The organism is Marinobacter sp. NSM (assembly GCF_052380025.1).
In the GTDB taxonomy this organism is placed as follows: domain Bacteria; phylum Pseudomonadota; class Gammaproteobacteria; order Pseudomonadales; family Oleiphilaceae; genus Marinobacter.
This window is the reverse complement of the sequence record NZ_JBQTCK010000001.1, coordinates 115,007-139,027: the sequence shown is the minus strand read 5'-3', so window position 1 is coordinate 139,027 and position 24,021 is coordinate 115,007. Positions and strand designations below refer to the sequence as shown.

General features: G+C 56.4%; 24 protein-coding genes and 2 tRNA genes. 16 read left to right on the top strand and 10 right to left on the bottom strand.

Annotation, left to right across the window (positions count from 1 at the left end; genetic code table 11):
• The first annotated feature begins 6 nt into the window (after positions 1-6).
• Positions 7-861: a 6-pyruvoyl trahydropterin synthase family protein gene (locus ACTZWX_RS00680; protein WP_444712321.1), complete on the top strand. Its 855-nt coding sequence runs from the start codon at positions 7-9 to the stop codon at positions 859-861.
• A gap of 293 nt (positions 862-1,154) precedes the next feature.
• Here ACTZWX_RS00680 and ACTZWX_RS00675 read toward each other — a convergent pair.
• From ACTZWX_RS00675 to gltX, 3 genes are all read right to left on the bottom strand, one after another.
• A tRNA-Glu gene (locus ACTZWX_RS00675) sits at positions 1,155-1,230 on the bottom strand.
• A 7-nt stretch (positions 1,231-1,237) separates the two neighbouring features.
• A tRNA-Ala gene (locus ACTZWX_RS00670) sits at positions 1,238-1,313 on the bottom strand.
• Between the two features lie 116 nt (positions 1,314-1,429).
• On the bottom strand, positions 1,430-2,911 hold the full coding sequence (gltX, locus tag ACTZWX_RS00665) for a glutamate--tRNA ligase (protein ID WP_444712320.1): 1,482 nt from the start codon (positions 2,909-2,911) through the stop codon (positions 1,430-1,432).
• Between the two features lie 145 nt (positions 2,912-3,056).
• Between gltX and ACTZWX_RS00660 the strand changes: the two genes are divergently transcribed.
• The 3 genes from ACTZWX_RS00660 to ACTZWX_RS00650 all read left to right on the top strand — a co-directional run bounded on the left by ACTZWX_RS00660 (position 3,057) and on the right by ACTZWX_RS00650 (position 5,976).
• The gene (locus ACTZWX_RS00660) at positions 3,057-4,019 is read left to right on the top strand and encodes a zinc ABC transporter substrate-binding protein (protein ID WP_444712319.1); all 963 of its coding nucleotides are present in this window, start codon (positions 3,057-3,059) and stop codon (positions 4,017-4,019) included.
• A 291-nt stretch (positions 4,020-4,310) separates the two neighbouring features.
• Positions 4,311-4,697 carry a nucleoside diphosphate kinase regulator gene (gene rnk, locus ACTZWX_RS00655; RefSeq protein WP_058090393.1) on the top strand — a complete coding sequence of 129 codons (387 nt, stop codon included), beginning with the start codon at positions 4,311-4,313 and terminating at the stop codon, positions 4,695-4,697.
• A 103-nt stretch (positions 4,698-4,800) separates the two neighbouring features.
• Positions 4,801-5,976, top strand: coding sequence for a cytochrome P450 (locus ACTZWX_RS00650; RefSeq protein ID WP_444712318.1), 1,176 nt, complete (start codon positions 4,801-4,803; stop codon positions 5,974-5,976).
• Between the two features lie 35 nt (positions 5,977-6,011).
• Here ACTZWX_RS00650 and ACTZWX_RS00645 read toward each other — a convergent pair whose 3' ends face one another.
• Complete coding sequence (locus tag ACTZWX_RS00645) at positions 6,012-6,182, bottom strand: hypothetical protein (protein WP_444712853.1); 171 nt, start codon at positions 6,180-6,182, stop codon at positions 6,012-6,014.
• A gap of 172 nt (positions 6,183-6,354) precedes the next feature.
• Here ACTZWX_RS00645 and ACTZWX_RS00640 point away from each other — a divergent pair, with 172 nt between their 5' ends.
• Positions 6,355-7,527 (top strand): trans-sulfuration enzyme family protein, encoded by a 1,173-nt coding sequence (locus ACTZWX_RS00640; RefSeq protein WP_444712317.1) that lies wholly within the window; start codon positions 6,355-6,357, stop codon positions 7,525-7,527.
• 68 nt (positions 7,528-7,595) lie between these two features.
• On the opposite strand, the gene ACTZWX_RS00635 is transcribed toward ACTZWX_RS00640, so the two are convergent.
• Entirely contained in the window at positions 7,596-8,621 is a 1,026-nt protein-coding gene (locus ACTZWX_RS00635; RefSeq protein WP_444712316.1) for an AraC family transcriptional regulator, read from the bottom strand.
• Positions 8,622-8,768: 147 nt separating this feature from the next.
• On the opposite strand from ACTZWX_RS00635, the gene ACTZWX_RS00630 reads away from it, so the two are divergent.
• From ACTZWX_RS00630 to ACTZWX_RS00610, 5 genes are all read left to right on the top strand, one after another.
• Complete coding sequence (locus ACTZWX_RS00630; protein WP_444712315.1) at positions 8,769-9,647, top strand: fatty acid desaturase family protein; 879 nt, start codon at positions 8,769-8,771, stop codon at positions 9,645-9,647.
• 116 nt (positions 9,648-9,763) lie between these two features.
• On the top strand, positions 9,764-10,141 hold the full coding sequence (locus ACTZWX_RS00625) for a hypothetical protein (protein WP_444712314.1): 378 nt from the start codon (positions 9,764-9,766) through the stop codon (positions 10,139-10,141).
• Positions 10,142-10,215: 74 nt separating this feature from the next.
• Entirely contained in the window at positions 10,216-12,522 is a 2,307-nt protein-coding gene (gene secD / locus ACTZWX_RS00620) for a protein translocase subunit SecD (RefSeq protein ID WP_444712313.1), read from the top strand.
• Between the two features lie 142 nt (positions 12,523-12,664).
• Complete coding sequence (locus ACTZWX_RS00615; RefSeq protein ID WP_444712312.1) at positions 12,665-12,979, top strand: helix-turn-helix domain-containing protein; 315 nt, start codon at positions 12,665-12,667, stop codon at positions 12,977-12,979.
• Complete coding sequence (locus tag ACTZWX_RS00610; protein ID WP_444712311.1) at positions 12,972-14,234, top strand: type II toxin-antitoxin system HipA family toxin; 1,263 nt, start codon at positions 12,972-12,974, stop codon at positions 14,232-14,234. The genes ACTZWX_RS00615 and ACTZWX_RS00610 overlap by 8 nt, the downstream gene beginning before the upstream one ends.
• Before the next feature lie 60 nt (positions 14,235-14,294).
• On the opposite strand, the gene ACTZWX_RS00605 is transcribed toward ACTZWX_RS00610, so the two are convergent.
• A complete protein-coding gene (locus tag ACTZWX_RS00605; protein ID WP_420195515.1) occupies positions 14,295-15,071 on the bottom strand; it encodes an SDR family oxidoreductase in 777 nt (258 codons plus the stop codon).
• A gap of 212 nt (positions 15,072-15,283) precedes the next feature.
• Here ACTZWX_RS00605 and ACTZWX_RS00600 point away from each other — a divergent pair, with 212 nt between their 5' ends.
• The 3 genes from ACTZWX_RS00600 to ACTZWX_RS00590 all read left to right on the top strand — a co-directional run bounded on the left by ACTZWX_RS00600 (position 15,284) and on the right by ACTZWX_RS00590 (position 16,539).
• Positions 15,284-15,724, top strand: coding sequence for a methylglyoxal synthase (locus ACTZWX_RS00600; protein WP_444712310.1), 441 nt, complete (start codon positions 15,284-15,286; stop codon positions 15,722-15,724).
• A 76-nt stretch (positions 15,725-15,800) separates the two neighbouring features.
• Positions 15,801-16,289 (top strand): hypothetical protein, encoded by a 489-nt coding sequence (locus ACTZWX_RS00595; protein WP_444712309.1) that lies wholly within the window; start codon positions 15,801-15,803, stop codon positions 16,287-16,289.
• Positions 16,213-16,539 carry a hypothetical protein gene (locus ACTZWX_RS00590; protein ID WP_444712308.1) on the top strand — a complete coding sequence of 109 codons (327 nt, stop codon included), beginning with the start codon at positions 16,213-16,215 and terminating at the stop codon, positions 16,537-16,539. Before ACTZWX_RS00595 ends, ACTZWX_RS00590 begins: the two co-directional genes overlap by 77 nt.
• A gap of 14 nt (positions 16,540-16,553) precedes the next feature.
• On the opposite strand, the gene ACTZWX_RS00585 is transcribed toward ACTZWX_RS00590, so the two are convergent.
• Positions 16,554-16,679, bottom strand: coding sequence for a hypothetical protein (locus ACTZWX_RS00585; RefSeq protein WP_444712307.1), 126 nt, complete (start codon positions 16,677-16,679; stop codon positions 16,554-16,556).
• A gap of 26 nt (positions 16,680-16,705) precedes the next feature.
• On the bottom strand, positions 16,706-16,900 hold the full coding sequence (locus tag ACTZWX_RS00580) for a hypothetical protein (RefSeq protein ID WP_444712306.1): 195 nt from the start codon (positions 16,898-16,900) through the stop codon (positions 16,706-16,708).
• A 331-nt stretch (positions 16,901-17,231) separates the two neighbouring features.
• On the opposite strand from ACTZWX_RS00580, the gene ACTZWX_RS00575 reads away from it, so the two are divergent.
• The gene (locus tag ACTZWX_RS00575) at positions 17,232-18,338 is read left to right on the top strand and encodes an HNH endonuclease domain-containing protein (RefSeq protein ID WP_444712305.1); all 1,107 of its coding nucleotides are present in this window, start codon (positions 17,232-17,234) and stop codon (positions 18,336-18,338) included.
• Between the two features lie 8 nt (positions 18,339-18,346).
• Here the strand turns inward: ACTZWX_RS00575 and ACTZWX_RS00570 are convergent, their stop codons facing one another.
• A complete protein-coding gene (locus ACTZWX_RS00570) occupies positions 18,347-18,943 on the bottom strand; it encodes a class I SAM-dependent methyltransferase (RefSeq protein WP_444712304.1) in 597 nt (198 codons plus the stop codon).
• Positions 18,940-22,071, bottom strand: coding sequence for a DUF3427 domain-containing protein (locus ACTZWX_RS00565; protein WP_444712303.1), 3,132 nt, complete (start codon positions 22,069-22,071; stop codon positions 18,940-18,942). The genes ACTZWX_RS00570 and ACTZWX_RS00565 overlap by 4 nt, the downstream gene beginning before the upstream one ends.
• Positions 22,072-22,363: 292 nt before the next feature.
• On the opposite strand from ACTZWX_RS00565, the gene ACTZWX_RS00560 reads away from it, so the two are divergent.
• Both ACTZWX_RS00560 and ACTZWX_RS00555 read left to right on the top strand, forming a co-directional pair.
• A complete protein-coding gene (locus ACTZWX_RS00560) occupies positions 22,364-22,993 on the top strand; it encodes an HPP family protein (protein WP_444712302.1) in 630 nt (209 codons plus the stop codon).
• Entirely contained in the window at positions 22,981-24,021 is a 1,041-nt protein-coding gene (locus ACTZWX_RS00555; RefSeq protein ID WP_444712832.1) for an NAD(P)H-dependent flavin oxidoreductase, read from the top strand. Before ACTZWX_RS00560 ends, ACTZWX_RS00555 begins: the two co-directional genes overlap by 13 nt.

Here is a 24,021-nt window from a genome sequence, read left to right as displayed (position 1 = left end):
CCACCCATGAACCACCTCTTTGTCGACAATATCACCGTGATTGACTTTGCCTACCTGGACCCGGCCAGGGGCCTTGTGGGTGAAAGCTGGATTACAGACGTAGTCCTGGGCGGTGAACTGGACGACCAGGGTATGGTGTTCGATTTCAGCCTGGTAAAACGCACCATCAAACGGGTAATCGATGAACGGGTCGATCACCGATTGGTGATTCCGCGTGGCTATGAAGGCCTGAATTGGGACGAAGAGACACCAGATGCTTTCATTTGGAACCTAACCGATGGCGGCCACATTGAACACCGCTCCCCCGACGAAGCCGTGGTGTGGCTGTCTTCCGACCGGGTAGTGCCGTCTGCCGTGGCGGCCCTGTTGGAAAAAGAACTGAAAGCCGTTCTGCCCGGCAACGTCACGTCGGTTGAGATCAACCTGCGGGAAGATGTGATCGAAGGCGCTTACTACCACTACGTGCATGGCCTGAAGAAGCACCTGGGCAACTGCCAACGCATCGCCCACGGCCATCGATCCCCGATTCGCATAGACCGCAATGGCCACCGGGACTACGAGCTGGAAAACCGCTGGGCCAAGTTATGGAAAGACATCTACGTAGGCACTGAAGAAGACGTGACCCGGCGCTTTGTTGGCGAAGACGGCGTTGGCTACATCACCTTCGAATACGAAGCCAACCAGGGCGAATTCGCCCTAACCCTGCCGGAAAGCCGCGTGTACATGCTCAACACCGACACCACTGTAGAGCTCATCGCCGCCCATATCGCCGACAAACTCAAAGCCGAGTTTCCGGAGGACGAGATTCGGGTGAAGGCCTACGAGGGAGTTGGTAAGGGCGCTATTGCCAGCCGGGTCTGACCCCGAACGGGGTCTGACCCACCTTTGCCCGTCTATTGCACCCAATCAGAACCAATGGGTTTTCAGGAGCCTGTCCCCGCATGGGGACTGACCCTTTTTATGGCACCAAACCTGAAGACCCCACCCTTCTGCCGGCGGAGGTCTGGTTTTCCCATGGGCTCTGATTGGGTGCAATAGACGGGCAAATGGGGGTCAGACCCCGTTCGGGGACAGACCCTTTAAAACCCCATAAAAAAAACCGCCCGAAGGCGGTTTTTTGTAGCTATCCGGTGGACTAAACCGTCAAGCCGAATTGGCGTCCCCTAGGGGGTTCGAACCCCTGTTGCCGCCGTGAAAGGGCGGAGTCCTAGGCCACTAGACGAAGGGGACTAGAAATTGGTGGAGCCAAGCGGGATCGAACCGCTGACCTCAACACTGCCAGTGTTGCGCTCTCCCAGCTGAGCTATGGCCCCTCAACGGATGCGTATATTAAGGATCCGCCCTTGGGGCGTCAACACCCGATTCCGCTTTTTTTAAAGTTTTTTGAACATCCCTGTTCGCGTCGTTCAATTAAACAACAAACCACTCATCAAATACCCAGGGCGGCGTATTCCTTCTCTACTTTCTTGGTTTCTTTCTTGGAAAAGCCGCCCATCACATCCAGGGCATGGCGCAAACGGGAGCGGGTCATGTCCGGGCCAAGCAGGGCCATGGAGTCCATCACCGACCAGGAATTGGGCGTTCCGGCAATGGCCACGAATATGGAGAACATGAAATCCCCCATCTTCAGATCCATAGCTTTAGCCAGAGCCTTGATGTCGGCAAAGATGGTGTCCTTGCCCCAGTGACGCTGGGCTTCCAGCTTCCATAGGGCAAACTGCAGCACCCGCTTGATCTGGCCTTCATCCAGTTTGTTATGGGCAAAGTCTTCCGGCTTCAGGCTCAGCATGCCACTGAACATGAACTCGGCCATGGGCGCCACGTCAGAAAACACCTCTGCCCTGCCCTTGATGTGCGGTACCAGCGCTTGCAGATCGTCACGGTTGAACCACCACTGGTTCATCCGCTCCATGAACTGCTCGTCTGTCAGCTCGTCACGAATCCACTGGCCGTTCAACCAGCGCAGCTTCTCCACATCGAAAACCGGGCCACCTAGGGATACTCGCTGGATGTCGAAGTTCTCGATCATCTCATCCAGGGTGAACTTCTCGCGCTCATCCGGCATGGACCAGCCCATCCGGCCCAGATAGTTGGTGACCGCCTCTGGCAGAAAGCCCATGCGCTCATAGAAGTTGATGCTGGTGGGGTTCTTGCGCTTCGACAGTTTGCTCTTGTCCGGGTTACGTAGCAGCGGCAAGTGGCACAGCTCCGGCATATCCCAGCCAAAGTACTGGTACAGCAGCTTGTGCTTGGGCGCAGAGTTAATCCACTCTTCGCCGCGCAGCACGTGGGTAATACCCATCAGGTGGTCGTCCACCACATTGGCCAGATGGTACGTAGGCATGCCGTCGGATTTCAGAAGAATCTGGCAATCCACCTGGGCCCAGTCGATCTCGATGGTGCCACGAAGCATATCCTGAATTTCGCACACGCCCTCGTCTGGCACTTTCATGCGAATGACGTAAGGGTGGCCGGCGTCCAGTCGACGCTTGACCTCTTCCTGGGGCAGTTCCAGGTCACCTTTGATGCCCGGGTTCAGGCCCTGGGCCTTGCGCTCTTCCCGAATCGCATCCAGCTCATCCGGTGTGCGGAAGCAATAGAAGGCGTGGCCGGCCGTCACCAGGTCTTCCGCATACTGACCGTACATGTGCTTACGCTCAGACTGGCGATAGGGGCCGTGGGGGCCGCCTACGTCGGGGCCCTCATCCCAGTTCAGGCCCAGCCAGCGCAAGGCCTTGAGAATGTCCTGCTCGGATTCTGCCGTGCTGCGGGCCTGGTCGGTATCTTCAATGCGCAGAATGAATTGACCACCGTGCTGGCGAGCAAAGCACAGATTAAACAGGGCCACGTAGGCGGTACCAACGTGGGGGTCGCCAGTGGGCGACGGGGCAATTCGGGTGCGTACAGTCATGAAACCATCCTGAAAATAACTGACCAGTGAATAAAGCCGGCATTATAGCGGCCATGGCTGGTTTTCGCATGATCCGGTTTTGCACCGCGCATTTAAAGTGTAATATTATAACGTATCGCAAAACCCATCAGGACAGTCCTTCACCATGCAGATCAAAGCGTCTTACCTCGCACTCGGGCTAAGTGCCCTGGTTGCCTCGGCTCCGGTCGCTGCAGCCAACATTGTCACCTCCATCAAACCACTGGAACTGATCGTCAAGGCGGTGGCCGGCGACGACGCCAAGGTAACTACCCTGGTGCCCGCGGGCTCAAGCCCCCACAACTACACCATGAAGCCGTCCCAGCGCAGGGCCCTGGAGCAGTCCGATGTGATTTTCTGGGTAGGGCCGGAGATGGAAACTTTCCTGAACCGGCTACTGAGCGGTCGGGAATTCCAGGATCGCGCAATGGCTTTCATGGAAGGACCTGAAACCAATAAAGAAGAGGATCATCACGACCATCATGATGATCATCACGGCCACCACGATCATCATGACGATCATGGCCACCGGGAAGAAGCGCATGCCCATCATCACCACCATGACCATGGCGACGGCGAAGACCCCCACATATGGATTGATCCTGCGCTGGCACTGGAGATGGCAAAAGACGTTCGTACCAGGCTGGTCACTCTGGACGGCATGAATGCCGACCAACTTGATGCCAACCTGGCGCGTTTTGAAGAAAGCCTGGCCAAGGCTGAGCAGGACATTCGCGCTCGACTCAGTGGCGCACAGAATATCAGCCTGTTCGCCTACCACGACGCCTTCACCCGCTATGCGGAGCATTACGGCCTGACCCTGGACGGCGTACTGACCCTGAATCCGGAATTGTCTCCCGGCGCCCGGCATATCGCCGAGGTTCAGCGCAAGCTGCAGCAAGCCAACCAGCCCTGCCTGCTCACGGAGCCCCAGTTCAACCGGCAGTGGTGGCGTTCCATCACCGAAGGCCTTGATGTCACCTTCAGCACCTGGGACCCGCTGGCGACCGACATCGAGAGCAATGCGGAGGGTTACATCAACTTCCAGTACAGCATCGCCGACGCCGTTATCAACTGCCTGCCAAAATAACCCCACCTGACTCAGGGCCCCGCCATCCGTATAAACCGGCCGGGCCTCAATTGCACGTTGCTCTTTTCAGACACAGCGGGTAGATTTCAGATAATTGTCTATTCCCGTGTGATGAGTTCATCGTGAACAAACCTAGCACCAGCATTCACACATTCCCTCCGGCACTGCGGTCTTCCTTTGCGAACACCGGCAGGGCTTCTGTCCGTCTCTGATTTCGCTGAATCCCTCCAAACACTTCCCCGGATTCAGCACTTAACCAAACATACCTGAACCTTTTTTCCGGAGATTACTATGTCTGATTTACCTGCGATTACTGTTGCCGAAGAAGATTACAACCGCCTCAGCACCCTGCTGGAGCGCATGGCCGGCAAATCGGAAGTGGCCGACGGCCTGGAGGAAGAACTGAGCCGTGCAGACCTCAAGCCACTGGCAGAGATGCCCGAGGGCGTGGTCACCATGAACTCAATGGTGCGCTTCGTAGACGAAGACGCCGGCAAAGAACACGAAATGATGCTGGTGTACCCTCACGAAGTGGGTGACGCCGACCACAAGGTATCCATCCTGGCCCCGGCCGGCGCCGCCATGCTGGGCCTGAGCATTGGTGACAGCATCGAATGGCCAATGAAAGGCCGTAAGCCGATTCACCTGAAAGTCGTCAGCGTTACCCGAAAAGCATAAGCAGTTTCCTTTACAGATATCAGCACTTGATATTTCTCCAAAGGCTCGACGGCCTCCGGTGTTAGGCTTCCACCAAGCTAACCGAATAATCCGAGGAGGCCGTATGGCAGAACAGCGTCACCAGGACTGGGACCCCAGAGCCAAAGACGTCCAGCAGGATCAGATCCGGGCTTACGATGACATGCGTCAGACCTGCCCGGCGGCCTGGAGTGACTACCAACAATGGACGCTGTTCCGTCACGCCGATGTGATGCGTGTTCTGGAAGACCACCACACCTTCAGCAATGCCGTCTCGGCCCATCTTTCCGTGCCGAACGGTATGGACCCGCCCGAGCACACGCCCTACCGCAAAGCGATTGAGCCCTATTTCGCCCCGGAGCCCATGGCCCGGTTTGAGCCTCAATGCCGGGACGTCGCTCGGGGGCTCGTCAATGATCTGCAAAAGAAACAGTCGGTGGATGTGGTCAACGCCCTGAGCCGCCCGTTCGCCCTGCAAATCCAGTGTGCCTTTATGGGCTGGCCTGACAGCCTGCACCAGCCATTGGCGCAATGGGTGATGAAGAATCACCGGGCAACCCTGGCCGCCGACCGTGCCGCCATGGCGGAAGTGGCAGAAGAGTTCGACGGCTACATCCGTGATTTGCTGGATACCCGACGCCAGGCTGGCGACCAGGCAGCGGATGACGTTACCAACCGACTGCTGCGCGAACAGGTCAACGGCCAGCCGATGACCGATGAACAGCTGGTCAGCCTGCTTCGTAACTGGACGGTGGGTGAGCTGGCCACCATCTCCGCCAGCATTTCCATCCTGACTAACTACCTCGCCCACCACCCGGACCTGTTCAACGATCTCAAGGCTGCACCCGAGCAGCTTCCCAAGGCCATCGACGAAATCCTGAGGATGGATGCCCCGCTGATCTCCAACCGGCGCATCACCACCCGCGATGTGGAGATCGGCGGCCGCCACATTCCCGCCGGCGAAAAGATCACCCTGCTGTGGGCCTCGGTCAACCGGGATGAGGACATCTTCGGCGACCCGGACAACTTCTGCCCGCACCAGAACGCCCCGAAGAATCTCCTCTACGGCGCCGGCATCCACATATGCCCAGGGGCGCCGTTGGCGAGGATGGAACTGAGAGTCTTCATGGAAGAGCTGCTGAAGCAGATTAATGGCATCGAAGTGGTCGGTAGCGACGCCCCCGAGTGGGCCATGTTCCCCACCGGCGGCTTCAACTACCTCCCCCTCCAATTTTTGGGGTCAGACCCCAAGACATTTTGACCCATCAAATGTGCTGGGGTCTGACCCCAGCTGATTCAGCCTTCGATAAGCACCAGGGCTTCGCCCACCTTGTTCAGAGTGACCATGTTCTCTACGGCAACCGCCAGGTCCTCTGGCGTCACCTTGCCCTTCTTGGAGGCGCTGGTGAGAACCCCCACGCCCAGAGGCTTGGTTATCGAGTACGTCCGGAGCAATCTTACAGCCACATCCCGCACCGTGGCTGAACTGAGTCAATTTGATGGGCAAGGTTTGATCCTTCTGAGTACTGAGAACTTTGATAATATGGCTTTCCAGTAGATTGGATAAGGGGTCAGACCCCAAGACATTTCGCCCCCTCAAATGTTCTGGGGTCTGACCCCAAATTAGACAGGAACGCCCATGACCAAGCCAGAGAACCAAGGCCCAGCCACCCGCATCATTCACAACCGTCGCCATCAGGATGCGTTCGGCAGCCCTTACTCGCCGGTGTATAACACCACCACCTACCGGTTTGAGAACACGGCAGCGCTGCTGGATGTCATTGAGAGGCGCACCGAGGGCAACCTGTATACCCGCTGGGGCACTAATCCTACCATCAACGAATTAGAACAGGGGTTGGCCGGGCTGGAGCAGGCAGAAGCGGCACTGGCGTTTGCCTCCGGCATGGCGGCTATTTCTGCGACTGTTCTGACCCATGGCCGTCACGGCATTATCTGCGTGGGTGATTTGTATGGCGGCACCCAGGAGCTGCTGAAGAACCACTGCATGGCGCTGGGTATTGATGTGCAATTCCTGTTCAGGGAAGAGCTGGCACAGCTGGAAAGCCGGCTGGATGTGCCCGGCAAGCTGGTGTACTTCGAGACGCCCGCCAACCCGAATCTCGCAATTCTGGATATTCGTGCAATCGCCGACATCGCCCACCGCTGCGGAGCGCTGGTGGCAGTGGACAATACCTTCGCCAGCCCCATTAACCAGAACCCGATCAACCTGGGGGCAGACCTTGTACTGCACAGTGCCACCAAGTATCTGGGCGGCCACAGTGACCTGACCGCCGGAGCACTGATGACCACAGCGGCGCTGGCAAAGCCTGTTGCCGCCTGGCGCAAAAACCTGGGGCAGCTGCTGTCACCGGAAACCGCTGCCCTGCTTTCCCGCAGCTTGCGCACCCTGCCGGTGAGAATCCGCCAGCATAACGAAAATGCCATGGCAGTTGCCGAAGCCATGGAACAACACCCAGGAATCACTAAGGTGTTCTACCCAGGCCTACCCTCGTTCGACGGCCACGAACTGGCCAAACAACAAATGACCGGCTTCGGCGGCATGCTCAGCATTGAAGTGGAAGGCGGCCAGCAAGCAGCCGAACGTGTGGCGGATTCCCTGAAAATCTTCCTCCTGGCCACCAGCCTTGGCGGCGTAGAAAGCCTGGTCAGCCAACCCAGCGCCACCAGCCACCACAGCCTGAGCCGTGAAGAACGCCTGAAACGCGGCATCGGCGACGGCATGCTGCGCCTGTCCGTCGGCCTGGAAGACGCCCAGGATCTGATCGCAGACCTCCACCAGGCCCTGAAGTAAACTTTGGGGTCAGACCCCAGAACATTTGAAGGGGCGAAATGTCTTGGGGTCTGACCCCAAAGATTGATTTAGTCCTGCGTTGGTGACGAAGTTTTGCGGTACTCGCCGGGGGAGCAATGCATCCAGCGACGGAACGCTCGGGTGAAACTGGCGGTGTCGGTATAGCCGAGGTGAATGGCGAGTTCGTCCAGCTTCATGGCGCTGTTCTTCAGCAGCTGCAATGCCAGTTGGCGGCGTTCTTCTTCCAATAGTTTGCGGAAACTGGTGCCTTCCTGGTCCAGCTTGCGCCGGAGACTGCGCGGTGACATGGCCAAAGTGCCTGCCACCTCATCCAGCGATGCCACCAAACCCAGCGGCCCGAGTAGCTGCTGTCGCACCTGCCCGGCAAAGCCGCCTGTTTGTCGCCGCTCAAGTTGTTGTCGGCATTGATGGTCCAGCACTTGCACCAGGTGCGGGTCGAAGGTGGGCAGTGGACGGTCGGCATCCGCCCGCAGAATAACCAGCGCGTTGCGCGGCCGATTAAACGTCAGCCTCACGCCGCTAAGCTCCTCGAAGCAGGAGGCATAGGCCAGTGGCTTGCCTTTCAGTTCGATCGCCTGCACGTCAAAGCCTGCCAGGCTCAGCTCTTTGAACAGATTAAGCCCTGTGGCCAGATCCCGCTCCAGCAGAAACTGGCGCAAATGGCGGGGAATGTCATCGGGATCAAACGCAACGCCGAAGTCATCGCCTTCCACAAAGGTCTGCATTTTGCAGTAGGCGGTACTGAGCGGTAGATATCGCAGGGCTAATGCGGTGGCATCCCGCAAGGTTCGGCTAGTGCGCAACGCAAAGCCCCAGATTCCAAAGGTCGACACGCTGTATTGCAGACCTATACGGAACCCCAAAGCCGGCGTGTTTGGCAGTGCCAGGATCAGGTTCTCGATCAACCGCATTTCCTGGGCGCGGGTAATCAAGCCATCAGCCGCCTGCAAGTCCTCCTCTGCAATACCGGTACCCAGCAAACAGGTCTCGCGATCCACTCCTTGCCTGACGGCAAAGTTGATCATGACCTGGCTGATGGTAACTGGGTGCAAAAGGGTATCGGAATTTGACATAGCTCGGGAGTATGCCCCGCCCCCGCAAGCCGGACAAGCGCACAAGGTGCCAAGGCCGTTTATGCCTGTTGATTGGCCATAGCTGCCCTGTCTGCACTGGCGCGCGAAGTCTATTGTAGGCATTGTCAGAACAACACGGAGCACCCGATGACCGAAGACCTCACCACCCTCAACAAGCAGGCCATCGCCGCCGCAAAACAGCACATGGGCGAGGTAGCCTGGCCCACCGTGGCACTGACCTTTGCCACCGTCGTTTCTTTCACGCTCACCCTGGCATTATTCATGGCCGGCGCTCTGCCTGTCTGGGCTGCCACACTGCTGATCGGAGCGCTAACGTATTTCTCCTACACCCCGCTGCACGAGGCCGTTCACAATAATATTCACGGTGAAAAAGACCAGCTAACCTGGCTCAACCATCTGTGCGGTTATCTGGTTGCTCCCTTGATTGCCGTGCCCTACCAGTCTCACCGGCTAGAGCATTTCACCCATCACCGCTACACCAACCAGCCGGATAAAGACCCGGATTTCATCATCAGCGGCATGGGCAAGGGACCTTTCAGCGCCCTGCTGACGGTGCTCAGGTTCCTGTGGGTACAAAACACCTTCTTCGCCCGCCAACATTGGGGCAGCGCATCCCGAAGGGAAAAAGTCATCTACTGTGCAGAGCTGTTTGTATCCATCGGTTGGCGAATTGCGTTTCTGTCGCTGGTGAGCCAGAGCGGCGCAGTGGTGGTAGTCTTGCTCGGATATTTGATTGGCGGCGCCTTCACCGCCTACTGGTTTGCCTATCGGCCGCACCTTCCCTACAAAGAGCCCAAACGCTACCGCAACACCAACAGCCTGATCATGCCCGCTTACATGAAACCGCTGGAGTGGTTCTGGCTCGGGCAGAATCTGCACTCAATTCACCACTTGTTTCCGAGAGTGCCCTTCTACCGGTACCACGCCCTGCACCGCGAGATCGAGCCGGTCCTGCGGGCCCATGGCACCCCGATCATCGGCATCTTCAACCGCCACCCGCAGTAATAATTTGGGGTCAGACCCCAGGACATTTGAATGGGTGAAATGTCTTGGGGTCTGACCCCAACTTGAATCCCGGGGGCCTTGCCCCAATAATGCAGGAATCTTCCGGGAACATTTCCATGAACAGATCCCTCGCAGTGCAGTTGCCGCCCTGGCGCCAGATGGTGTCCGGTTTTGCTGTGGCTGTGTTTGCCCTGGTCCTTCTGTGTTCAATCACCCAAGCGCACGCCCAGCCGAGCCCGGCAGGCAAGGTTGTAGTCAATCACCTGGACCATCTGGTGGTTGCCAGCCACAACCCGGCGTTGGCGGTGGCGGAAACCGGCTCAACGGAAGATGAGCCGTTACTCGATAGCCCGGAGCAGCTGGCCCGGCTTCTTGATGCAGTGATCTGGTCGCAGTCGCACGCTCCGGTGCCGGCAGCCGACTACCGCACCGAGCGAGCCGCGTCCCTCACCGATTTCACCACGCCGCCCCTGCGGGCACCGCCCATCGCGTAATCCCCTGCACAGAACATCACGCAGACCGGCCGTAACGCCCGTCTGACCGCGACCCTGTTTATCAAGGATTACCGATGAAATCATTACGTTCACGGGCCATGGTGTATGGCCTGGTGATTGTGCTCGGGCTACTGAGCGCAATGCCGAATCTGTTGCCGGCCACCTTGGCCGACAAGTTCCCGGACTGGTATCTGGAAAACACCCTTGCCCTGGGCCTCGACTTGCAGGGCGGCTCACACTTGCTGCTCGAGGTTGACGCCACCGAACTGCTTGCCAACAACCCGGGCCAACCGGAAGACCTGCTCCTCAAAGATGCCGTAGAACGCAGCCTGGAAGTGGTACGCCGGCGCCTTAACGAAACTGGCCTGGTAGAGCCCAGTATCACCCGCCAGGGCAAGAACCATATCCTGGTGCAGATGCCCGGCGTGGCCGACCCAGCCCACATCCGGGAACTGCTGGGCACCACCGCCCAGATGACCTTCCACTGGGTTGCCAAGCCGGATGAAAGCCGGCGCTCCGCCCTTCTTCGGCTAACCGACGCCACCGGCGAACAGGAATACGTGCTGGAGAAACGGGTAGCCATGCAGGGCGAACACATCAGCGATGCCCAGATGGCCTTCAACCAGGACACCACCGAACCGGTGGTCAACTTCAAACTCGACTCTGAGGGCACCCGCCTGTTCGGCGACATGACCCGCCAGAACATCGGCCGGCCACTGGCCATTGTGCTGGACAATCATGTGATCACCGCGCCGGTCATTCGCAGCGTGATTGCCGGCGGCAGCGGCGAAATCAGCGGTTCCTTCACCACAGCGGAAGCAAGCAACCTGGCCCTGTTACTGAGAGCCGGCGCCCTGCCTGCGCCCCTGCACGTCATCGAAGAACGCACGGTAGGGCCGGACCTGGGCAGCGATGCCATCGCCATGGGCGTGAGCACCGGCGTGCTGGGCGCAGCCCTGGTGATCGCCTTCATGCTTGGCATCTACGGCCGCTGGGGATTGATCGCCTGTGCCGGATTAGCGGTGAATATCGGCCTGGTTCTGGGATTGCTCAGCATACTCGGGGCCACACTGACACTGCCCGGCATTGCCGGCATCATCCTCACTATTGGCATGGCGGTCGATGCCAACATCCTCATCAACGAACGCATCCGGGAGGAATCCCGTAAAGGCAAGGTCGCCTGGATGGCACTCCGGGAAGGTTTCGGGCGCGCCTACAGCACCATTCTGGATTCCAACATCACCACGCTGATTGCCGTCAGCCTGCTGTTTATGTTCGGCAGCGGACCGGTAAAAGGGTTCGCGGTAACCATTGGCATCGGTTTGCTCACCTCCCTGTTCACCGCCGTCGCCTTCAACCGCTTAGTCATGGAATGGTGGATCAAGGGCCGGGAGCGGGAGCCGCTCACCATCGCAGGGTTTGCCTGGCTGGACCGAATGAGCGAAAGGGGCATCAACTTCATGAAGGGCCGTATGATTGGCCTGGTGCTGTCTGGCGCTCTGTCGATTGCCTCCATCGCCCTGTTTATCCAACCGGGCCTGGACTACGGTGTGGATTTCACCGGCGGCACTCTGGTGGAAGTGCGCGCGCCCTTGGTCTCCGTGGATGAGTTGCGAGCAACGCTGCAAAGCCAGCAACTGGGCGCTGCGTCCATTCAGGAGTTCGGCCAGGACGGTGATTTCCTGATCCGGCTACCGGCGGATGTAAAATCCGGCACAGGCACAGCACACCCGGTAGACGCCCTGAAATCCGCCGTCACCAGCCTGCAACCGGATGCCAGCTTCCCCAAAGTGGATGTGGTCGGCCCGAAAGTCAGCGGTGGCTTCAGTGACGCCACCATCCTGGCCATCCTGCTGGCCGGCGCCGGCATGCTGGCCTACCTGTGGATTCGTTTCGAATCCCATTTCGCCATGGCCGCCACCATCACCATCGCCCTGGACCTCACCAAGACCATCGGCTTCTTCGCCCTGGCCGGGGTGGAATTCAACTTGACCGCCGTGGCCGCCTTGCTGGCACTGATTGGTTATTCCGTGAACGACAAGGTGGTGGTGTTCGACCGCATCCGGGAAAACCTGCGGCAAACGCCCGACATGCCAATGCTGGAATTGCTCAACCGCAGCATCTCCTCCACCCTTACCCGAACCGTGTTCACTTCCGTGACCACCTTCCTGGCTCTTTTACCCATGGGCATCGCCGGCGGTGCTGCGGTATCCAGCTTCGCCCTGCCCATGCTGTTCGGAATCGTCATCGGCACCAGCTCCTCCGTGTTCATCGCCTCGCCTATCCTCTACAACCTGAGCGAACGCAGAACCCGAAAGGGCCTGGCTCAGCTCCGACCCACCGCCGAAGAAATGCGCAAGGAGCTGGAACTGATCCCGTAACCTTCGGGGTCAGACCCCCGGACATTTCACCCAACGAAATGTCTTGGGGTCTGACCCCAATTTAGGTTGCAATGCACCAATAAGAAACTAATATGATTCTTTGAGCCAACAATGAAACCTTTTAGGTGCATAAAAGTAAGCAATGAGCAACCTACACCAGCAATTGAAACGACGCCGCAAAGCACTCGGCTTGCGCCAGCAGGATATGGAAATGCGCATCGGCATGCCTCGCCAGCAGTATCAGCGGCTTGAGTCTGGTGGTAATCCAAGGCTGGAGACACTGGAACTGGTGGCGAAAGGCCTTAACCTGCGAGTCATGTTGATACCGGAAGACAAAGTTCGCACTATTGAAGAGTTTTTGACCGGACAAACGGACTTAACGGCCACCGCTGAACCGATCAGCGACCACGTGGCGGACAATCCATGGCAAGGACTGCTTGGAGACGAGGATGACTGAAGCACCAATTGCCAGCGTGCTAGAACTTACCCTGCACGAAACCACTGTTGGCTACCTTACCGGCTTCCGGGATGGCCGAAGTATTCTGACCTTCAGTCCGGAATACCGCGCAACAAGCAGGCGCCCTACCTTTAGCCTAATCACCCACCCCGCATTTCCCAAATCCGATCAGGTAATGGCTTCACCCTGGGTTCGGCGGCAAAGACTACACCCGGTATTGTCCAACCTGCTGCCGGAAGGAGCGTTGCGACAGTTTCTGGCCCAAGCATTGAAGGTACACCCTGACAACGAATTCGAGCTCTTCTCCTGGCTCGGGAAAGACTTACCTGGCGCTCTGGTTGCCACGCCTCTGGAACCGGAGGCTGTCCCTACCTTTGTGTTGGATCAGGGCGCCAAACCCAGCATCGTAAAGCCTAGAGCGCAAGGTACAAGCAACCGCTTCTCCCTGGCGGGCGTACAGATGAAATTCTCCATGCAGGAACAAGATGGTCGATATCAGGTTGCGGACAGCGGCGCGCTCGGTGATTGGATCATCAAGACGCCCTCCACCACCCACGAACAGGTGCCCCTTAACGAATACACGGCCATGCACCTGGCCAAGCTGGCAGGCATCGACATTCCCGAAATCCGACTGGTACCAATGGGCCAAGTGGACCAGCTACCACAAATCAACCTGCCGGATGAGCAATACGCGTTCGCCATCAAACGGTTCGACCGGGCCCACGGCGTGCGCATCCACACGGAAGATTTCGCACAGATTCTGACTCAATATCCCCACGACAAGTATCAGGGCGGGAACTACCAACAAATTGCACGGATTCTTTACCAGTATTCCGGAGATGACCTTGCGGATGTACAACAACTGGCGCGGAGACTTCTAGTCAACATCCTGCTCGCCAACGGAGATGCTCACCTCAAGAACTGGAGTCTAGTCTATCCAGACCACTTCACCCCTAGACTCTCTCCAGCCTACGACATCGTAACCACTCGCGTTTACATCGCAGATGAGCATGAATTTGCCCTCAACCTTGCGAAAGCCAAAGACTGGTACAAATCTGATATGGCGCAGTTCCAGAGCTGGGCTGAGAAATCCGGCATTCCCTGGCGAGCCGTTAAGCCACATCTCCAGGACACTCTGGACAAAGCCCGAGACCAATGGCCCAAGGCTCTGAAAGAGCTACCAATGATCCCACGACACCGGCAGGAGCTGACTCAGCACTGGCAAAACCTGCACCCGGATTTCCGGATTATCTAATTTGGGGTCAGACCCCCGGACATTTCACCCGACGAAATGTCTTGGGGTCTGACCCCAATTTCAGCGGCTGACCAGGAAGTCGGCGAATTTTCGGGTAAGGAAACCGGGCAGAAGTTTGTTGGTGAACCACAGGCTGCGGGCGCGCCAGCCGGGGATGATCATAAATCGGCGGCGGTCGATGCCTTTGCGGATTTGCGCCACGGCATCGTCGAGTTGCAAAGTGCCGGCCATCAGCTTCAGGGCTTCCGTCTGCTTTGGGCGATTGAGGCGTTCGGCCTCTACCATCGGGGTCTCCACCTCTGGTGGGCACACCACCGACACGTCAACACCCTTGGTTGCCAGCTCAATGCGCAATACCTCGGCCAAGCCAACCACACCGTATTTGGAAGCACAGTAAGCCGCATAGCCGTAGCAGCCCACCAACCCCGCCATGGAAGCCACGAGAACCAGGTGCGAACCGGCGGCCATATGAGGCAGCACGCCAGCCACCACATTACGAGAGCCAATCAGGTTGATGTTGATCACCCGGGCATAGGCGTCGTCATCGATAGCCTCAAAATCCGCAGCTATGGCGATGCCCGCGCAATGAATCACCACATCGGGTTGCCCGCCTTCAGCGGCTTGGGCGAAGGCGTTTCTAACCTCACCCGGCTTTGTTACATCCATAGCATAGGCGCGCACACGCTCTGGCCCGGCAATAGCCGACAGCTCCGCTACCGCCTGCGCCGTTGGCTGAACATCAAATAACGTAACCGCCGACCCCGAACCCAGGTACGTTCGCGCTAAATGAAGGCCGATGCCGCTTGCACCGCCGGTGATATAGACCTGCTGCACCATGAGGTTTCTCCGGGTTGTCTTGTTATACCTTCAAGCATATCGCCCCCGGAAATCGCACCCCATGCCCCGGGCGCCAATATGGCCACCGACGGCGGGGCTATTGACCAGCCCTGCAGACTGTGTTGCCCGCCCCGTTTGTACTATTCCCCATGCTTGCCGATTGTGAAACACTTGGCCACTTTCATGGCACAGCAAAGGAGCAAACCATCACAATGGCCGTAACATCCGTCGCCCTGGTGGCACACGACAACAAGAAGAAGGAACTGGTGGAATGGGCGAACGAGAATCGTACCCGCCTGGCGCCGCTGCGCCTTTATGCCACCGGCACCACCGGCCGGCTGTTAAGGGAAAGCCTGCAACGTGACGATATGCACAGCCTGTTGAGCGGCCCTCTGGGGGGCGACCAGCAGATTGGTGCCAAGATCGCCGAAGGCGAAATCGACTTGCTGGTGTTCTTCTGGGACCCACTGGAACCCCAACCCCATGACCCAGACATCAAAGCCCTGCTGCGCATCGCCGCCCTTTGGAACATCCCGGTTGCCTGCAACCGCGCCACCGCAGAGTTCGTGCTGACCTCCGCCTACATGACCGACGACAATCACCGGTCACAAAAACCGGATTTTTCCGATTACACCGGCCGTGACGTTCATTAACAGAAAATCACATGCATTTTCATTAACAGGAACTAGTATCAGGTAAGCCGTTCAATGGACCAGAGGGGAGCTCCTGGTGCATTTCAAATTCCTGTTTTTGATTCTGGCGCTGGCAACTAGCTGCCTGCCCCTGGCCAATGCCAACACCGACAACCAAGGCAATACAATACACATTGCGGTTATCGACGACGTTCCCAGTACCACCATGGCGGTGCGATTGCTGGAAACAGCCTATGCCCGCCTTGGCCTGAGCATGCAAACGCTGGTGTCGCCATCACGCAGAGCGTTGCTGATGGCTGACAGCGGTCAGCTGGACGGCGACCTGTTCCGGATAGAGTCGGTGGCCTCTGACTACCCGAACCTGCTCAAAGTAAACTACCCACTGCTGGAGGGCGGGCTATACGCGGTTATCAGAAACCCACACGCCCAGAAACTGCCGGAACCCAGCGACAAACCTCTGAAAGTAGCCGTGCGCCGGGGCGTCATCATTGCAGAGAAAACCGCCGAAGCGCTCGGCATGGAACCGGTACACCGAAAGCTACGAGCAGATTCGCACTCTTCTTGAATGGGGCCGGGTGGACCTGGCCCTGGTGTCAGACATTGAAGGCCTTTCTCCACTGGCCACCGGGGACTGGAGCCAGTTTTCGGTACTTCCGGAGCCGATCACCCGTTTTACACTGCACCACTACTTGAATCGCAAGCACGCATCGCTTGCTGAACAATTGGCGAATGTACTTGCAGAAATGGAAGAGGAAGGCCTCAAAGCCAGACTAAGGAAGCTGACTTTGAGCGAACAGAAAGACGGTGAATGGTGACCCTTTACAACGAATCAGGCCGCTTTTTTCAGCTTTTTCTTGAGCGACTTGATCTTGGCCTCGTGCTTTTCGACCTTGGCCTTGCGGGCGTTGATTTTCTTCTTGAGGTTCTTCACGGTTTTCTTGGATTTTTTGGACATGATCTGCCTCCTGGGCGTGGTATCGGCTAGTTCCCGGGCTTGTGTTTCTTGATAAAGCCACGAATGAACGGCCTGATTTCGCGAGCGGCGCTGGCATCCAGCTGTTCACAAAATTCAATGAACTGCTCGCGCTCGGCGCTGCTGATTCGAATCAGCAACTGGCTATCTTTCTTGTTGGGCTTCACCTTTTTTGGTTTCACCTTTTGGGGACTATCAGTCACTGCGGATACTCCTGGTGAGAGTGAAGCTCATGGTTGAAAGATATTTACATTGTGTATTCGTTTTCAGGGAAAGCAAGGTGGCGACCGCTTTGTTCATTCAACGCGCAAGGGAGCCGCTACTCGGAAAGTCCATCAAAACTGGGTACATCCAGGTAAAGTCGAGAGGAAAACTGAAACTCCATCGTTCCTTGCATGTCCGGTAGAAATCGGCAACTATCAGTGCCATTCAATTGATCCGATGGACCCCGACCGGTCAAGCGTCAGAAGGCACTCAAGCTCAGTCCGGATCCGGATTTCTTCAAGCGACAGAGTTTTATGTTAAGGCAAGACAATGCCCATTAACCAAAGCTTACCATACGATCCTCAGCTGAACGTTTCAGCCCTGTCCGCAATATTCTCCAACACAACAAACTCATATAAGTTGTTATTCTTCTTAGCCATAATGGAAGAGATAAAAACAAATCTCTCAAAGGGAGAACGCAACCAGAGCATTAAGCTAAACAGCCTTTCAATTCGCATGCTCCAGTTTGCATGGTACCCGCACAGATTTTTCAATTTATCCTTTGGGGTTCAGGACAAAATTGCTCGTTCACTCGACATGCTGAATTTTGATATCCAAGGCTCCGCTATAACCAACCGTAAAAGCTTCGAAGAGCTCAGAATCGCTATCGAAGATCAGTTCAACGAAATCGGAGGAAGATCTCTCGAGCGTTATGTCCCCTATCGATTATTAAGCCCTTTTTTCAACAAGGAACTGAAAGGTCTACCAGACGCCAAGATCAACAACAAAGTCATTGAATTAACTGGTCAGAGCTTTGCCAGCAACTCCCCTTCAATTTACAGGTTTAGCGATGATCACTCTGAGATAATACTTCACGAAAGATGGCTTAAATATCTCTCGGATAACTGGCGGATTGTACAAGGATGGGCGCTTTTTGAGTGGGCAAACTATCTTCAAAAGAAAAATCCGAGTACACCAGCGATACTCAACAAGCTACAGCCACCGACAAACAGATCCCCGCTAAAAAAGCAGACAGACTATTGGAAGCTTGTTTCCGAAAATGTCGATCCTCACTGCATCTACACCAATCAACCACTAACAACAGGAGAGTTTGCGCTCGACCACTTCATCCCCTGGTCGTTCATATGTCACGATGAACTCTGGAATCTCATTCCATCAGACCCGATAGCAAACATAAAAAAGGGGCGGGCAATCCCGAGCGAAAAAACACTCAAACCGTTTATTGATCAGCATCTAATGGCTATCGACATACACCACTCTAAGAACAAAAAAAGTTGGCCGCGAATCGTCCAACCTTACCTTGAGGGGCTATCCCTAAGTGCAGATGAGATATTGAACCCAGATCTGGTTGCAGCCTCGTTAGAAGGTAAGATGAAACCGCTGATGTCTCTGGCCAAGAACCTAGGATATCAATGACCTGTTATCTAAGGCATGCGATAGAGCACCGTTTCCCACCAGACATCGGGGCGCTGCAGCTGGTCAACTGAGGACGTTAACTGCAAGGTAACTGGCATGACAACGCTATCGCGTGCGAGGCCATCCAGCTCCGTCTTACTAACCTCATGGAATGATCGCTCACCATCTCGTGGCCCGTGTCGCAGAGTGATCACCAACATGCCAGACGGCGCCAGCAGTTCGGTCAAAATACGGAACGCCCGCTCCCGTGAAGTAGGCGCCAGGTGCATCCACACGGCAGACACCAGCACCAGATCAAACCGGTAGCTTAGTTTACGGATCTCGCTTAGATCCGGTAGGGAATCATCCACCCACTGGATACTGCGATGGACCGTTGCCGCCCCACCCAGGCGGCGTAATTCCGCAGCGGGCTCCACCGCAACCACATCCCAGCCTCGCTCCGCCAAAGCCAGCGCATCGCGGCCACTGCCGGCGCCGACATCGAGAGCCAGACCGGTTTGCTTGTCCAAGTGCGGGAGCCAGTCGCTGTGGACCTGTTCGAAGGTCAGGGACTGGTATTGGGTGAAGAATTTTTGGGCGTTTTTGTTGTAGGGTCCGTAACTCATGCCACCGCCAGCTTCGCCGCCTGCTGCCACATAAAATTCGGCATCGGCGTTCGGAGTTTCCAGGTAATACTCATGGGCTGTGAGCCAGTGTGAGACACGTAGTCCACCTCACCATAATTCACAAACCCTATGGTTCGACCGTATTCATCTTTCGCCTGCTCCCGCACAAACAGAAACAACCGTTTTTGGATGATCTGGTGCTGAATATAGTCCTTCCCCTTCCCTTTATCTGGCCGGGCACTGTTCTGCGACTGCCAGTGAAACAGCTGCTCGCTGATGGCGTAATCGTGATACATGGTGGTTGGGGAAAACTGCTTTTCGTTTTTGTCTAAGGTGACAAACAACAGCTCGGTATTCTGATCTTGGATAACATAAACACCTTCTCTTGAAGGCGGCTGGTGCTCAAAGGTCATAGCACCAAATCCGGCCAGGATCTGCTCTCGGGAATAGCGGGCATGGAGGCGCAATGGCACTTGCGGCAGTTCCGGCATGCCTGGCTGTTCGTGTTTGGTTTTTGCCAGCTTCCAATCAAGCACGTCCACCAGTTCCTGCTCCAACCCCAACCTGTTGAGCTCTGCCAGGCTTTGGGGGAGTGATGAAAACTCCAACTCTGGCCCGGCTTTTTGCCAGAAATCGTAATGGCACATTAACGCTTGGCGATTATTCGTGTCGCCCCAATGAAATCCTGACTGGCATAGTTTCCTGAGGAACAGCAGGTACTGGTGATCGTCGCAGATCAGAATCCGGTTGTAGATCGCCTTTTTTGCTAGCTTGAACGTCGAGTCATCTGAAACATCCTCATGTTTGGCTTTAGAAACCAACTCTGCCCAACTGCCCCGCCTGTAAAGCTCGTTCAGGTCGATGTGGGGATGATGCGTTATGAAATTCTTCAAAGTCAGAGGTTGAGTGGAATGCTGGGGAAACTGGCGAATCAGCGACACCAGCCGTTTGATCGTCAAAGTGGCCTGGCGGATGTTACTCAGCACCATCTTTTGGGTTTTCTTGGTGAGCTCAATTCGACAACCCAGGGGCGCATGGGGGAAGCCTTGTTTGAGCTCCTCGGTGATCGAGCGTTCAGACTTACCCACCAGTGCCCGGAATTTATTTGCAAAATCATATTCAGGCCGGGAATTACCAACAAAGTCCAAGACGGTGCAGCAATCTTTGTCATCGGCCAGGCGCAACCCCCGGCCCAGTTGCTGAAGGAAGATGGTCAGGCTTTCAGTTGGGCGCAGAAATAACAAGGTATCGACTTCCGGAATATCGACGCCTTCATTGAAAATATCGACCACGCACAGAACATTAATTTGCCCGGAGCGAATAGCTTGCTGTTTTTGTTGCCGCTCGTGGCTGTTGTCGCTGGTGAGAATGTCGGCCTTGATGCCATGCAGCAGGAGCTGTTCCACCATGAACGTTGCGTGTTCACGGCTCACGCAGAAAGCGAGAGCTTTCATGCTGGTGATGTCGGTAACGATTTCCCGCAGGCTGCGCAGAATCTTGTCGACACGGCTCTGGTTGTGCGTGTACAGATTGGTGAGCTGCACCGGATCATAACGGCCGCGATTCCATGGGATGGTGCGCAGGTCAGTATCGTCGTCTATGCCGAAGTATTGGAAGGGGCATAGGTGGCGGCGGTTGATGGCCTCCGGCAACCGGAGTTCGGCGGCAATCACGCCACCAAAGTCGCTGAGAATATCACCACCGTCGTGTCGCTCTGGTGTTGCGGTCAACCCCAGCAGTATCTCCGGCGAGAAGTGCTCCAGTACCGCACGATAACTGGATGCGGCGATGTGGTGCACTTCGTCGATAACGATGTAATCGTAATAGTCTTCGGTCAGTTTCAGCTGATCCAGCTGGTTGTTCAGGGTCTGGATCGATACGAATAACTGTCGATAGTGCTCAGGCAACTGGCCGCCTACCCAAAGTTCGCCGAAGCCATTATTTCGCAGCACGCCACGATAGGCTTCGCGAGCCTGCCGCAGAATTTCTTCCCGATGCGCCACGAACAAAAAATGAGCGTTTGGTTTGGATTTCAGGAACCGCTGAAAGTCAAAAGCCGAGATCAGAGTCTTACCAGTGCCTGTGGCCGCCACCACGAGGTTTCGGAAGCGCTGGTGCACATCCCTCTCAACCGCCAACTGTTCCAAAATATCTTTCTGGTGCGCAAATGGTGTGATTTCGAAAAAGTGAGAGATTCCAGGCGCGTCCAGTCCTTTTTGTTGTTTTAATGCGCGATGGAGCTTTTCAGTACTTTCAGCCTGCCCATCAAACAGCTCAAACTCCTCAGATGCCCAATAAGTTTCAAAGGTACTGAGGGACTTGTTAATAATGTGCGGGAGTTCCTTCGACGTGATCTTCAGGTTCCACTCAAGCCCATTGGTCAGAGCTGAACGGGACAGGTTTGACGACCCGATATAGCCCGTGTGAAACCCGGAGTTTCTGAGGAACAAATAGCTTTTTGCGTGCAGCCTCTCGCGTTCGGTGTTGTAACTCAATTTCACTTCGGTGTTCGGCAGGCGGGCCAGGTACTCAACGGCTTTGGCATCGGTTGCGCCCATGTAAGAGGTGGTGATGATTTTCAGCTCACGACCGCTGGCCGTATACGCCTCCAACTCTTTCCGGAAAATACGAATGCCGGCCCACTTGATAAACGACACCAGCCAATAAATCTTGTCGGCGGAAAGAATCTCGCGCTTAAGTTCGGATTCCAGTGAAAGGCCGGCGTTGCTGCCGGAAAACAGCTCACTCTGGGTAAGGCCGGTGAGAGGAAAAATGTCTTCTACGTATTGTTTGAGGTTGGCTGCAACCGGGTTTTCCAGTTCGTACAGTGCCGTCAGGATTTTTCCCTGGCTATCCAGAAGGTTCTCTTCCAGAAAGCCCTCATCCGAAATCTTGCCCTTGAGCCACATCAGCAACTGATTGGAAAGGTCGATCTGCTCCTGCAGCCGATCATCGCCCGAGGGCACGGCCTCAATGGCGAATTCCAGGATATTGGACAGGAATCGTGACAGCCACACGGAGGCTCCGGCGCTGTTGAGCTGGCGCTCGCCGACATAGAACTTGTCTCTATCCAGTCGACTCTCGATGAGCTTGGTGATTAGCTGCTCGTAGATTCCGGTTTGCTGCATCCATTACGTTCCGTGCTGACGACGACAATAGGCGACACTCTGAAATCGCTGACCGTCATGATTGCTTGCTAACGAACTCATCACTGAACCTTAGCCTTCAAGGCTCAGACTTCCAAGAAATTCCATAGGCTTGGCAGAGCAGCCAACGTTGGCCTTTCACTTTAAGGTTCAGCCCCTACATTATCCACAATACCCTTAACCCATATCGAAAATCCCTGTTTGCCTTGATATTCATCAGTGTTTACCATCGCGCCCCTTTAACCAATGCACCAAATCAGGGCAAAAGAAGATCATGGGACGCCGGAACGAGCAGCTGCGCTGGCAGTTAGCGAAAGGATTGCTGAACGCACTTCACCTGGAACGGCTGGCCACGCGGTACAGTCGAACCACCGTTATGGCTGTGTTCAATCTGATCAATGGTGGTTTCAGTATTGCGCTGGTGTCTTTTGTTGCGCTGGTCACCCAGGAAGCGTTTATCTTTCCGTCGCTCGGGGCAACTACCTTTATTCTATTCTACGTGCCCATGGCCCAACCCGCTTCACCTAGAAACACCCTGTGCGGACACCTCATCGGCGCACTCACTGGGCTGTTCAGCCTCTACCTGTTCGGTTTGCAGGATCAGTCCTCCGCATTTATGACGGGTGTCGATTTGCCTCGGGTGGGGGCAGCCGCTGTGTCGCTTGGGCTGGCCAGTTGCCTGATGGTGGTGTTCAAGGTAGGGCACCCACCTGCGGGTGCTACGGCGCTGATCGTGTGTCTGGGGCTGATGCCAGACACGGCTCAATTACCTATACTGATGGCCGGCGTCGCTTTGCTGCTGGCGCATGCTTTTGTTATGAATCGCCTGGCCGGCATCCCCTACCCGCTGTGGTCCGCAGCCACAACAGGGCCCGTCATGCAGGATAGGAAATCAACATGCTGAACTTTCTGGGAACGAACTTACCCATCATTCAGGCGCCCATGGCAGGCGTGCAAGACAGCCGGCTGGTGGCGGCGGTTTCCAATGCCGGCGGGTTGGGGTCGCTGCCTTGTGCCATGTTGTCGGCGGCGGCACTCAGGGCAGAGCTTGAAACCCTGAAAGCCAGCACCGATCGGCCGTTCAATCTGAATTTCTTTGCCCATACCCCGCCAGAACCAGACCACTCAGCGGAACAGGCCTGGCGGACGGTGTTGGCGCCCTATTATCGGGAATTCGGGCTGGATGAAGGCGTGATTGCCAATGGCCCCGGGCGGCAACCCTTCAACGCAGAGATGGCTGACATTGTGGAGGAATTCCGGCCAGCGGTTGTGAGCTTTCATTTTGGCCTACCGGCGCCCGAGTTGCTGCAACGGGTCAAAGCCGCTGGAGCTGCAGTGCTGTCATCCGCGACCACGGTAGAAGAAGCCCTTTGGCTGGATGGCAACGGTGCCGACGGCATTATTGCCCAGGGGCTTGAGGCCGGTGGCCACCGAGGTATTTTCCTGACAAAGGACATGAGCACGCAGATGGGGACGTTTGCCCTTTTACCCCAGGTGGTTGCTGCGGTGAGTGTTCCGGTTATTGCAGCCGGCGGCATTGCCGATTCCAGGGGCGTAAAGGCGGCACTGGCACTTGGCGCTGCGGCGGCCCAGGTGGGGACTGCGTTTATGTTGTGTCCGGAGGCGACAACCCGGGCGGTTCATCGGGAGGCGCTGAAAAGTGAGGCGGCCCGGCACACGGCCATCACTAATCTGTTCTCCGGGGGCCCGGCAAGAGGCATTATGAATCGGGTGATGCGAGAGCTGGGGCCGATATCAGCCCTGGCTCCCGCTTTCCCGCTTGCCACCAACGCCATGGCCCCGCTGCGGGCAGCGGCTGAGGCACAGGGATTAGGGGATTTCTCGCCGTTGTGGTGCGGGCAGAATACTGGAAGTTGCCGGGAGGTCTCTGCGGCGGAGCTACTACGAAACTTGGCACGAGGCATCAATTAA

Bases quoted from the DNA above. Each gene is read 5' to 3' on its own strand.
- ACTZWX_RS00680 (WP_444712321.1), top strand. From the start codon at position 7: ATGAACCACCTCTTTGTCGACAATATCACCGTGATTGACTTTGCCTAC.
- gltX (WP_444712320.1), bottom strand. From the start codon at position 2,911: ATGACTGTACGCACCCGAATTGCCCCGTCGCCCACTGGCGACCCCCAC.
- ACTZWX_RS00660 (WP_444712319.1), top strand. From the start codon at position 3,057: ATGCAGATCAAAGCGTCTTACCTCGCACTCGGGCTAAGTGCCCTGGTT.
- rnk (WP_058090393.1), top strand. From the start codon at position 4,311: ATGTCTGATTTACCTGCGATTACTGTTGCCGAAGAAGATTACAACCGC.
- ACTZWX_RS00650 (WP_444712318.1), top strand. From the start codon at position 4,801: ATGGCAGAACAGCGTCACCAGGACTGGGACCCCAGAGCCAAAGACGTC.
- ACTZWX_RS00640 (WP_444712317.1), top strand. From the start codon at position 6,355: ATGACCAAGCCAGAGAACCAAGGCCCAGCCACCCGCATCATTCACAAC.
- ACTZWX_RS00635 (WP_444712316.1), bottom strand. From the start codon at position 8,621: ATGTCAAATTCCGATACCCTTTTGCACCCAGTTACCATCAGCCAGGTC.
- ACTZWX_RS00630 (WP_444712315.1), top strand. From the start codon at position 8,769: ATGACCGAAGACCTCACCACCCTCAACAAGCAGGCCATCGCCGCCGCA.
- ACTZWX_RS00625 (WP_444712314.1), top strand. From the start codon at position 9,764: ATGAACAGATCCCTCGCAGTGCAGTTGCCGCCCTGGCGCCAGATGGTG.
- secD (WP_444712313.1), top strand. From the start codon at position 10,216: ATGAAATCATTACGTTCACGGGCCATGGTGTATGGCCTGGTGATTGTG.
- ACTZWX_RS00615 (WP_444712312.1), top strand. From the start codon at position 12,665: ATGAGCAACCTACACCAGCAATTGAAACGACGCCGCAAAGCACTCGGC.
- ACTZWX_RS00610 (WP_444712311.1), top strand. From the start codon at position 12,972: ATGACTGAAGCACCAATTGCCAGCGTGCTAGAACTTACCCTGCACGAA.
- ACTZWX_RS00605 (WP_420195515.1), bottom strand. From the start codon at position 15,071: ATGGTGCAGCAGGTCTATATCACCGGCGGTGCAAGCGGCATCGGCCTT.
- ACTZWX_RS00600 (WP_444712310.1), top strand. From the start codon at position 15,284: ATGGCCGTAACATCCGTCGCCCTGGTGGCACACGACAACAAGAAGAAG.
- ACTZWX_RS00585 (WP_444712307.1), bottom strand. From the start codon at position 16,679: ATGTCCAAAAAATCCAAGAAAACCGTGAAGAACCTCAAGAAGAAAATC.
- ACTZWX_RS00575 (WP_444712305.1), top strand. From the start codon at position 17,232: ATGCCCATTAACCAAAGCTTACCATACGATCCTCAGCTGAACGTTTCA.
- ACTZWX_RS00570 (WP_444712304.1), bottom strand. From the start codon at position 18,943: ATGAGTTACGGACCCTACAACAAAAACGCCCAAAAATTCTTCACCCAA.
- ACTZWX_RS00565 (WP_444712303.1), bottom strand. From the start codon at position 22,071: ATGCAGCAAACCGGAATCTACGAGCAGCTAATCACCAAGCTCATCGAG.
- ACTZWX_RS00560 (WP_444712302.1), top strand. From the start codon at position 22,364: ATGGGACGCCGGAACGAGCAGCTGCGCTGGCAGTTAGCGAAAGGATTG.